Origin of the sequence: Bacillus cereus, from assembly GCF_002567495.1 — a bacterium.
Lineage (GTDB): Bacteria > Bacillota > Bacilli > Bacillales > Bacillaceae_G > Bacillus_A > Bacillus_A cereus_AQ.
On the sequence record NZ_NVAP01000055.1, the window covers coordinates 57,698 to 68,742 of the forward strand.

Consider the following 11,045-nt stretch of genomic DNA (forward strand, 5'->3'; position numbering starts at 1 on the left):
ATGAAATATAAAGGGGATATTACATTGTATAACTTTCTTTCTGTCTTTATTGGTGTGCTCATCGCCATTATGCTTCCTTTAAACGGAATTTTATCTGAGTTAATTGGGAAGTATACAGCAAGCGTTGTCATTCACCTTGTCGGTTTAATTGCAGTTATTTTCGTTTTAATCATAAACAAAAATAAAATCCATTTTGATAAAGGTATTCCACTTTTTTTATATAGCGCTGGAGCGATTGGAGTATTCACTGTTCTTTTTAACAATATAAGTTTCTCTGTTCTCGGTGCCTCTATTACGATTGCATTAAGTTTACTCGGTCAATCCATTACTTCAATAGTTATTGATCATTTCGGTTTATTAGGCATGAAGGTTGCTAAATTTGAAAAGAAAAAACTAGTTGGATTAGTATTCATCTCTTCTGGGATTATTATCATGACAATTTATTAATGGAGGAAAAAACATGTTATATATTACTATCGCTATGTTAGCTGGTGTTTCTATCGTTGTTGCTAGAATTATTAACGCGAATTTAGCAAAGGAAATTGGAAATTGGGAAGGCACATTTTTTAATTATATTACTGGATTATTTTTCTCTATGTTATTTTTAATTTTCAGTTCAGATTCATTGTATATTCCTAGTCATACGTTGCAATCTATTCCTATCGCCGTGTACTTAGGCGGATTAGTAGGCGTTATCGTTATTTCATTATCCAACTATATTACTCCTAAAATATCAGCATTTTATTTAACGTTACTCATCTTTATCGGACAATTATTTGCAGGAACTATCATTGATTTCTTCCTGACAAATGAACTCTCAATAGGCAAAATTATCGGTGGCATTTTCGTACTAATTGGGCTCACTTACAATTTACTCGTGGATCGTCCGATAAAAACTGTGAAGCATAACCACGTTCAACTATAATACTTTCCGCTTACCTATCATATATTAATAGAAAAGCTCTTCACACGAAGCAATAGAGAGGAGAAAATCCTATTAAAAAAATTATTTTATTGCTAGGTAGCGTATTGATTATTTCTGGAATTGTATGGTTTGTAAACTCGGGAAAATCTATTCAAGATCTCTATACTGCAAATAAACCAAAAAAGAAAGCTACTATTATTTCAACTACACGAGATCCAAATGAGCCCCCTATTTTTTTAGGAAAACAGGAAATAAAAGATATACATGTAGAATCAATTAAAACAAAACAGGATATCTTCCTCACAAAAACAGATGAATTAAAAACGTTCATTACGAGTATGGATACCGCAAAAAAAGGCAAATTAACATTAGATGAAGAAGGATCAGATTTAATAGATTGTGATATGTGGATTACATTCGAAGATGGGACTTATAAAAAATATTTCATATGGGTAGTTGATCATGACAGCAGCGAAGTGATGATTGCTCAGCAAGATACTCCTGATGATGTAAACCTTACGTATTATCAGTTAAATGAAGATAGTTCAAAAAAAGTCTATAATTTATTTAAAAAAATTATTTAAATGCAAAAGTCATGAGCGAATGTGCTCATGACTTTTTTCACTATATATATTCCGGGAATACTTTACAACCCTTTTCCTGCTCTATATCATGACCAAAGAAAACAATCGGTTTCTCTTTCGTCACAACTTCTTTTAAACGTTTAATTGAAGATAAAGCTAAATCCGAATCAAATCCCGCAAACGGCACTTCATCTTCAAAATTTTCTTTCGTGTACGATGCATCAATCGTTAATAAAACTGAACCGGATTTCTCCGTCTCAATTAATAGTGACTGATGACCTGGAGAATGACCTGGTGTATACAATAGTTGAACACCAGGTACAACTTCATAATCCCCTTCAATAATTTTATAGTTCAAATTCGGCAATATACACTCTTTCAAATATTCTTCTCTATACTGCGCCGCCTCATATTCCGCACGCTGTATAATGATTGGCGTATTCGAAAAAGCACCATTCCCTCCCGCATGATCAAAATGCAAATGTGAACTAATAATATATAGAAGATCATCTGGCTCATACCCTGCACGCTTTAAAATAGTTATGATTCTATCTTCTTCAGTCATTTTCGGTAAAATCTGTCCTTCAACAAAAGTACCGTTAAAAAGACCTTCATTATTAACGGCACTTTCTGGCATACCTGTATCTACTAAAATAGGCCCTTCTTCCGTCTCCAAAAGATAACACCAAACCGGCAAGTCTAATAGTTTCCCCGGAGTTAAAGTACTGTTAACAGACGAATGATCCAACATACAACGACCTGCTGGAACGAAATAAAGCTTCTTTACTGTCATTATATATCCACCTTTACATTTAATTTTGGATAGCACACAGTAAAAATTCTTCATTCTAGAATTAAACTCCTTCTCAGCTTTCATTCCATTTCCACTTACAATTTTGTAAATTTCCGAATGATAAAAAATGCTAAAGCAATCGAGAGATAACATATTACAATCCCTACGAAGCTAACGCTAAAGCCATCTTTATAAATATTCATCAGTTTTAAACTATCAATATTTAATACGTGACCGCTGAAAAGATAAACTGGGTTAAAAAATCCGGTGCCAATTATATAATTAACCATCACCAACCTTTACAAAATCAAATATTAGAATTCAGACTAAAAGATGTAGATTATATCTTCTGCTTAAACAATACAGATCACCATTGGCATGCGATAGGTGATATCATTAAACCATAAGGGAAAATTTGCTCTATCGTAGAAAATGAGCAACCTCTTGATATGGGTATTTTAAATAGTAAAAGTGCTACACTCGTTTGAGAGTTTATGTTCACAAAAGCGATGTATGAAACTGGTGATATGATTACGCAGCATGAACTATTAAATACAGTAAGTGAACTATTAGATGAAGGTATACTAAAAACAACTTTAAATGAAACATTAACACTGAAAACGTAAAGAAAGCACATGCACTGCTTGAAAACGGACGTACCATTGGGAAAATCGTATTAGAGAAATTTTAATAATAAAGGCCGATTTCTTATTTAGAAATCGGCCTTTATACTAGCTTTATTTACTTGAAATTTCATTATTCTTTTGAGCATCTAACGGAGCACGCTTCCCTATTCCGAAAGCATAGAAACTAATTGTTACGATAGCTAAGAAAACAATACCTACAACTAGTGAAATACGTGTATCATCGTTAAACCACATTCCGATTAACACCATAATTAAAAAGGCAATCGTTAAATAGTTTGTAACAGGAGCAAACGGCATTTTGAACGGATGATCTTTCATCTCTGCTCCCTTTTCTTTTCTAAAATTAATTTGACTAATTAAAATGACGAACCATGGTACCATACCAGGAAGTACACTCGCACTATACACATATACGAATAAGTTTTTCGGCGCGATATAACTTAATACAACACCGACCGCTAAACCGATAATTACACCAACTGTACCGAATAAAGGTACGCCATTTCCAGAAAGTTTCGTGAAATATTTCGGTGCTTGTCCATTTACACCTAACGTATACAGCATACGTCCAGCACTATAAATACCACTATTACAACCCGACATTGCCGCTGTAATAACAACGAAGTTAATAAGTCCAGCTGCTGCCGTAATACCAACCTTCGCAAAAGTTGCTACGAACGGGCTACCAATTGTACTTAATTGGTCCCACGGATACACAGTTACAATAACGAAAATAGCACCAATATAGAATATTAATATACGCCAAATTGTACTTTGAATCGCTCTTGTAAGTGTTTTCTTCGGATTTTTCGCTTCACCAGCAGTAATTCCGATTAATTCCACACCTTGGTATGCTCCAACTACAAGTGATAATGCAAAGAAGAATCCTGAAAAACCACCTGTAAAGAAACCGCCATTGGACCAAAGATTAGATATGCCAATCGCTTCTCCACCGTTACCAATTCCAAAGAAAATAAGACCAAATCCCGCAATAATCATTAATAGAATCGTAACGATTTTAATCATCGCAAACCAAAATTCAAATTCACCAAATGACTTAACAGAAATTAAGTTAGCTGCACCAAGAATGACCATTGCAATTATACCTGGTATCCAAGCTGGTAAATCGGGGAACCAATATTGCATATACGCTCCAACAGCGATAATCTCTGACATTCCAACGATAACCCACTGAAACCAGTTACTCCACGCCGTCATATAACCAGCTAGTGGATGAATATACTTATGACCGAATGTCGCAAATGAGCCTGTACTTGGCTCCATATACAACATTTCTCCCATGGCACGCATGATGAAGAAGATGAAAATACCTGCAATTGCATAAGCAAGCATGACTGACGGACCTGTCCATTTAATTGTGCTGGCGGACCCCATAAACAAACCAACACCAATTGTTCCGCCTAAAGCAATCATTTGAATATGACGTGCTTCTAAACCTCTTTTCAATTCTTTGTTTGCCACTTCACTTCCCCCTCTTAGATGATTCATAGCCGCATTTTAAAACAAGATGCTTTCCCCTAATTCCTTTCGGCCCTGAAAATGATGAAGCAAACGTCATTTTACACTAGCTTTAAAGCTATCCTAAAATCGTTTTGTGCCCCTAATAAAATTCTCAAAACCTTTCATCTTCCAATATTCTATAAATCTTAAAATTACTCATTTTATATTAATTCATTTATCTGAAAAATTCAATTATTTTCTCAATAAATTATTATGCATGATTATGTTTAATTTTTAACTGAATTAACAATAAAATACATCTATTCAATTTGATTCTAGTGTAAATATTATTACAATATAAATAACCGAGGAGAGCATTTCTTCCTCGGTTTCATATCTCAAATACTTCAACCTTTATAGTTGATAACGTAATTTCCCAAACATTCGATTTATATACCAATGAGAAATTTAATATATTAATAAACTACTAACTTCTTTACTCCAGCCAAATTTTGAGGCAGAAACCTTTCTGCCTCAAAACAACGGGATAAAATATAAAAGAGCCTCATTTTTTAATGAGACTCTTTTACGATTTCATATTTAAATCGATTTCGAAGTTTGTTTACCAAAGATAAACACTTTAGTAAACACTGCCATTATAACTACAATAACCAGAAAATAAAGTGGCATCACGAGTAACGAGCCCGTATGCAGCTGGCTCATTCCCCAAATTGTTATCGTTACAATTACATAGTATCCTAAGCTAAACAATGCTCCTGCTGTACCAATAACATCTTGAAAATCTACTAACGCTAAACTTAAACAGTTAGGTAACGCTATTCCAATTCCTAATAGCAATATAAACATCGCTAGTAAAAATGCAATCATATATATTACATCCGGATTTGATCCAACAAACGTAATAACAGATAAAAGGATAGCTCCCCCTGTCATTACAAGACAACCGATATATATAATTTTCTCTGGTTTATAAATAGCAAGTAAAACTTTTGAAACTTTCGCTCCAATAATAGAAGCAGACGCAACAACAATTCCTAAAAACCCATACATACTAGGCGATAACTGAAAGTATTCAATAAAGATAAACGGTGCTTCTGCATAATAGCTAAATAAAACACCATTTGCTCCTCCAATTAATAACCCATATGTTACTACTTTCGGATTTGCAATTAATCTTTTCAATACTGAAAAGACATTTATTTTATTTGTCACTGAGTCCGTTTTTGTTTCTGGAAGAGAAACAAACGTATACAGAAAAATCCCGACACTCATAACAACTAGACTTAAAAATACTATTTTAAATCCAAACATTTGATCAAGAAAGCCCCCAACTAGCGGGCCTATCGCTGGTGTAAAAGCAATGACTGCCGAAATTTGAGCAAACATGACATGCCGCTGATGCCCTGCTACACTTTCACGTAGAATCGTTTGTGTCACAACAGAGCCAGCACTTGCTCCAAACGCTTGAATAAAACGACTTAACAATAAAATTTCAATGGAATTTGCAATAAAGCATAAGAAACTCCCTATACCATATATGACAATTCCGAGTAACATCGCCGGGCGACGACCAATTATATCAGATAACCATCCAATAAAAAATACACCTAAAGCAAATCCAGCGAAATACACACTTAACGTTAACTGTACCTCATTATTACTTACATGTAACGCCTTTGAAATGTCTGGTAAAGACGGTGTATAAATCGTTTCACTAATTTGCGGAAATGCCACCAGAATAATCATTAACAAAAGTGATGGTACTGAGACTTTTTTCATTTTTCATACCCTCCTATAACTTTGAAAATCTCAGAAATAAAAAGATTTTCCTAAGCTACGGAACAGGAGGGGCCATTATAGAAATCCGATCATAAAACAACAAAGAAAACACCTCAATTACGCATGTTAATACTTATAGGAGGGTAATATTAACATTGATTTTAAAACATACTTTTTCAATTATATTACATATTGCTTTTATTTTTCTAGTAATAACGTTCGAATATTCTTTTTATATGAGCGGAGAACTAATACATTCCATAGAAGATAATCACTTGATAACAGAGTCTTATTATGGAATAATTAGAAATAGTTTGAATTAATAAACCTTTCCATTAAATGATAAGCCAATATATTTCTACTGCCATAAAGCTGAACAAATAGGAGGACTTTCGCAATGATTGAAATTTTAAGAACAATATTAAATTTCCTAATCTCTCTATTCTCAGGAGAATTACCAATTGTATATTATGTATGGATTATTACCCTATTCCTAATTCAAATAATCCAATCTACTCTAAACTATAAGTTCTTTAACAAGAAAGATAATTTCAGCACTTATATATCAGGAGGATTACTTGCTTTTATTATTTTATTGTTTGGAGGTACATTAGTATCTAAGTTACTCGCTTACATACTAGACGACCCTACTATTAGTATGACAAATGTAACACATTATTTTATTTCTCTTATCATATTAACTATATTTGTCGTAATAACCTGTATTAAAGACTTTATAGAGACATCTATAAAGAATAAAAATATATCTCTTTTTAGCTTTTTAGTAATTTCCTTAATAACAAGTATACTTTCATTCAAGTTTTTATCACCTTTAATTGAAGGTTCTTTTTCTCTTTCTAAATCTTTTATAGCCATCTTAATCATTCTAGTAACCGTATCAATTCCTCTATTAATTTCCTTAGAGGAAAAATATGCAGATGAAAAAGAAACGGAAAATTTATAGTGTCTCATTTATATAAAAGAAAGAGGAAGCTCCCCTCTCTCTTTTATATCATCCTATTTCACAGGATTAAATCATCCCTTTTAATATTAATCCTAAAACTGACATTACTATCGCACTAATAATAATTCGCAAAATCCATGTTGTGTTTGTACTTATTTTTTCTAATTGCTTATTGATTGTTGCTATGTCTTTCTCATTAATAGTGGTACGCGTTTCTAAATTACGAATGTCTCTCATAATTTCTTTTTGCTCTGCTTTTAGACTGTCAATTTTAGCGTAAACATCTTCCATATATTCACACCCTCTGTTCATCTTAATAGAAAAATCTATATATATTATGAGACAACCCTCTTACCTGTGAATACATTCCGTATATCCGTGCACCAAATTATTTGTACAATCTAATTGAATTACTTACATGTTTCCATTCTTCTATATATAAATCAGTGTTAAGATAATATGCGATTAAGATAAATTAAAATAAAAAAAGAAATCCCTTGTTTATTTAACAACAAACAAGGTGCAATCCAGCATACGGGAGCACCTACGATAATTTCTATTGTTTTCATCACTATTTTCATATTTACAACTCAATATAGTCAGAAGGATTTTCTGAAGAATCCTCTTTTTTAGCTACTTAATGCATACTAATATTAATATGAAATAGCTGTATTGATAAACTCTCTAGAACAATAAATATACTGGCTGAAACGGACCTATATCCGATATTTTTTCCAGTAACATGAATGGTTATTTCTGATAAATGCGTTTGTATATCATTATTCCCAAAAATTTCATCCTCAATCTTTACAATATCCGCTTCACAATCTACTTCTTTAAAAGTTTTCAATAATTTTGTTTCCAATAAACTACAATCAAAGTTCTCATCTTTTATTACGGCAAATTTAACTTTCATATCGATTTCCCCATTTTTAACAAACTAAAATCATTAAATCAATATAAATATATATTATTCTATTAAATAATTCAAAATATATGTTTCTTATAAATCACTACTAAATATCAGTTCTAAGGATTTAGATAAAAAAGAAAACAAATAAAGTGAAATTCTAATCAGTAGGTGGTTTGTCCATCCCCCGCTGATTATTTAGTTAAACCAATCGGACATTTAAGAGATTATAAAATTACTCTTTCAATCACCAAGCTAATTAATAGATAATCCCCCTGTGCTCAGTGATTCAAAAAAAATTTTATTTTTAATTCATAGATTCTGAGAACTTTTTGCTTTAATATTGATAAGTCGCTTCTTACATTCTGTAATATTGGAAATAACTATATAGTAAAACAAATTAACTATTAGGAGTGCTATTTATGTTTGATATACTTCGTCTCTTAATTATTTTTCTCATTGCTATCTTTTTATTTTTCTCCATACTAATGGAGTTTAAAAAACCTCAAAAAAGTGTATTTTGGTTTTCAATTGAAGTCTTATCTCTTCTAGGGATTATAATGCTTTTTAAAGATTTTTTATCAAAAATATAATTTATTCCACGAATAATGACGTGTTTCAATACAATATCTTTATCTTTTGAACGACCTTATTTCTTAACACGGACTCTCCCTCCGGTTGTCTTTTCTTTATAAAAAAATAGCCTACCTATCTCCGTAGGTAGACTATTTTTTTATTACTCAATACAAAAGTATACTTTCTTTTCCACTCAAACTTTATGTAATGATACAGATTCCAAATAAAGTGAAACTTTAATCAGTGGGGGTTTTGTTCATCCCCCACTGATTATTAGTTGAACCAATCGGGCTTTTACGGGCAGTTGATCCCCCACCTAACTCCTTTGCTTCCGCTGAATTTTGAGGTGGGGGTCTTACTGCCCGTTAATGCGGGATAAATTATTGCCTTTTCTGTATTTTTATCATTGATTTTTTGTTCATAAATTCGTAACACATATATATGAGTTATCATGCTAAAATTAGTTTATTAAAAAGAAGTTATTCTTAATGAATCGATAATTTTTAATACCCTGTTTAAAGCCTTGCCCCCCTGCAAGGCTTTTCCTATTTAGCTAGAATAGTGGTTACCAACCTCTACCATGCTCTGTATACACATCCCTACCTTTATAACACTGCATGTTCATTTTAACTTTTCAGCATCAGCACACGTAAAATTCTCTCCTGCATCATTTGATTTACAAATTTTATTTATCGATTTTTCAGTTATTTTTTCATTTTCATTAGAAACTCGATCTAAATCCATTCGAAATACTTGTTCCGGATTCTCTTTTAAATTTCCTTCAATATGAATTGTACGATCGAACATCTCAGCCGTGAAGCTGCTAGATGTATTTATCATTTCTACTCCATTATTTTCACCTACATAGCGTTCAACTACTTTTTCGGCTTCTTTAAGTTGCTGAGATGTAGGATACGGTATAGATTCCGCTAAAATGACTGCACCGACTAAATAAGTAATATACAAACCACCTGCAATCAAGATAACTTTCTTTACTGTTTTATTAATCATGCTCTAACTCCTTTTTTTCGTTTGCTATTAAAATATATAATTTTTCTAATCTTTATCAATTTCTTTTTAGTACGTAACATTCGTTTTACATTTTATAAAAAGCACCTCTCTTACTAATTTCCAATTTGATAATATCATAATATTTATCGTTTTTCAATAAATAATTATTACTTAACAATTTATTTTTACTGTTTTAAAATTCGATTCAATCTGGAAACAACCAACTTATTTAAGTCCACTACATCATCAGCAAGTTTGAAAATTTGTTAATTAATAGAAACTATATGTAAATACCTCTCGTTATATCTATGCAGATTAGTATTTTAGCTTCAGCACTCACTCTATTCGAGAACACTTTACCGAATATTCAACCTAATGATAAAATTGACCTAATTATTTTTTTCGTCCATCACTATATAAAAAATCAGTATTTTCACAATTAAGTAAACACGAGTTTGTTCTTCTGTCCTACTTACTATTTAAGGGTAATAGTGACATGATCAAATCAAAAAATTTGATTTAAATTCATTAATGAATGGAGAGGTTTATATGAAATTAAAGGACAAAGTAGCAATCATAACTGGTGGTGCGAGTGGGATTGGCGAATCCACCGTTCGTCTTTTTATTGAAGAAGGTGCAAAAGTAGTTATCGCTGACTTTTCTGAACGTGGAAAAGACCTATCAGATGAATTGAACGCAAATGGATATGATACGTTATTTATTAAAACTGATGTAACAGTAGAGGCAGACATTAAACAACTAATCCATGAGACAGTAAGTAAATACGGTAAATTAGATATTATGTATGCTAATGCCGGCGTTGCTGATGATGCACCAGCAACCGAATTATCCTATGAAAAATGGAAAAGAACCATTGATATTAACTTGTCTGGGGTATTCCTTTCTGATAAATATTCGATTGAACAATTTCTTAAACAAGGTACAGGCGGTGTCATCGTTAACGCTGGTTCGATTCATAGCTTTGTTTCATTACCTAGCCCAACAGCATACTCCTCTGCAAAAGGTGGTGTGAAACTATTAACTCAAAATTTATGTACTGCCTACGCTAAATATGGAATACGTATTAACGCGGTCTGTCCTGGCTATATTGACACCCCTTTACTTAGTAGTGTTAATCCTCAACAGAAAGAATATTTAGCTTCCCTTCATCCACAAGGCAGACTTGGAACACCAGAAGAAGTGGCTAAAGCGGTCTTATTTTTAGCAAGTGATGATGCTAGCTTTATTAATGGTACAACACTTCTTGTTGATGGAGGCTATACTGCACGTTAATTTAAAAATTTTGAAGCATCCTAAGAAATATATGGTCTTCAACAAGAAAAAGCGCCATCACAAGTGAAGTGAACCCGAATA

General features: G+C 32.4%; 11 protein-coding genes and 1 pseudogene. 6 read left to right on the forward strand and 6 right to left on the reverse strand.

What is annotated here, in order from left to right:
• The 3 genes from COK05_RS26560 to COK05_RS26570 all read left to right on the forward strand — a co-directional run bounded on the left by COK05_RS26560 (position 1) and on the right by COK05_RS26570 (position 1,509).
• Positions 1-447, forward strand: coding sequence for a DMT family transporter (locus COK05_RS26560; protein WP_141539265.1), 447 nt, complete (start codon positions 1-3; stop codon positions 445-447).
• A gap of 13 nt (positions 448-460) precedes the next feature.
• Positions 461-925, forward strand: coding sequence for a DMT family transporter (locus tag COK05_RS26565; protein WP_098614928.1), 465 nt, complete (start codon positions 461-463; stop codon positions 923-925).
• Positions 926-1,014: 89 nt separating this feature from the next.
• The gene (locus COK05_RS26570) at positions 1,015-1,509 is read left to right on the forward strand and encodes a hypothetical protein (RefSeq protein WP_141539266.1); all 495 of its coding nucleotides are present in this window, start codon (positions 1,015-1,017) and stop codon (positions 1,507-1,509) included.
• A 40-nt stretch (positions 1,510-1,549) separates the two neighbouring features.
• On the opposite strand, the gene aiiA is transcribed toward COK05_RS26570, so the two are convergent.
• Entirely contained in the window at positions 1,550-2,302 is a 753-nt protein-coding gene (aiiA, locus tag COK05_RS26575) for a quorum-quenching N-acyl homoserine lactonase AiiA (protein WP_098614929.1), read from the reverse strand.
• Positions 2,303-2,541: 239 nt separating this feature from the next.
• Between aiiA and COK05_RS31905 the strand changes: the two are divergent.
• Positions 2,542-2,993 (forward strand): annotated as a pseudogene (locus COK05_RS31905) (zinc-binding dehydrogenase); the annotation flags it as partial.
• A gap of 46 nt (positions 2,994-3,039) precedes the next feature.
• Here the strand turns inward: COK05_RS31905 and COK05_RS26590 are convergent.
• Complete coding sequence (locus COK05_RS26590; protein ID WP_141539267.1) at positions 3,040-4,431, reverse strand: amino acid permease; 1,392 nt, start codon at positions 4,429-4,431, stop codon at positions 3,040-3,042.
• A gap of 579 nt (positions 4,432-5,010) precedes the next feature.
• Positions 5,011-6,210 (reverse strand): multidrug effflux MFS transporter, encoded by a 1,200-nt coding sequence (locus COK05_RS26595; protein ID WP_098614932.1) that lies wholly within the window; start codon positions 6,208-6,210, stop codon positions 5,011-5,013.
• A 397-nt stretch (positions 6,211-6,607) separates the two neighbouring features.
• Between COK05_RS26595 and COK05_RS26600 the strand changes: the two genes are divergently transcribed.
• Positions 6,608-7,174, forward strand: coding sequence for a DUF5823 family protein (locus tag COK05_RS26600; RefSeq protein WP_098614933.1), 567 nt, complete (start codon positions 6,608-6,610; stop codon positions 7,172-7,174).
• A 66-nt stretch (positions 7,175-7,240) separates the two neighbouring features.
• Here COK05_RS26600 and COK05_RS26605 read toward each other — a convergent pair whose 3' ends face one another.
• The 3 genes from COK05_RS26605 to COK05_RS26615 all read right to left on the reverse strand — a co-directional run bounded on the left by COK05_RS26605 (position 7,241) and on the right by COK05_RS26615 (position 9,671).
• Positions 7,241-7,465 (reverse strand): hemolysin XhlA family protein, encoded by a 225-nt coding sequence (locus COK05_RS26605; RefSeq protein ID WP_000390463.1) that lies wholly within the window; start codon positions 7,463-7,465, stop codon positions 7,241-7,243.
• A 346-nt stretch (positions 7,466-7,811) separates the two neighbouring features.
• Entirely contained in the window at positions 7,812-8,090 is a 279-nt protein-coding gene (locus COK05_RS26610; RefSeq protein ID WP_098614934.1) for a hypothetical protein, read from the reverse strand.
• 1,191 nt (positions 8,091-9,281) lie between these two features.
• Positions 9,282-9,671, reverse strand: coding sequence for a hypothetical protein (locus COK05_RS26615; RefSeq protein WP_098614935.1), 390 nt, complete (start codon positions 9,669-9,671; stop codon positions 9,282-9,284).
• Between the two features lie 549 nt (positions 9,672-10,220).
• On the opposite strand from COK05_RS26615, the gene COK05_RS26620 reads away from it, so the two are divergent.
• Positions 10,221-10,964 (forward strand): SDR family NAD(P)-dependent oxidoreductase, encoded by a 744-nt coding sequence (locus COK05_RS26620; RefSeq protein ID WP_098614936.1) that lies wholly within the window; start codon positions 10,221-10,223, stop codon positions 10,962-10,964.
• Positions 10,965-11,045 lie beyond the last annotated feature (81 nt).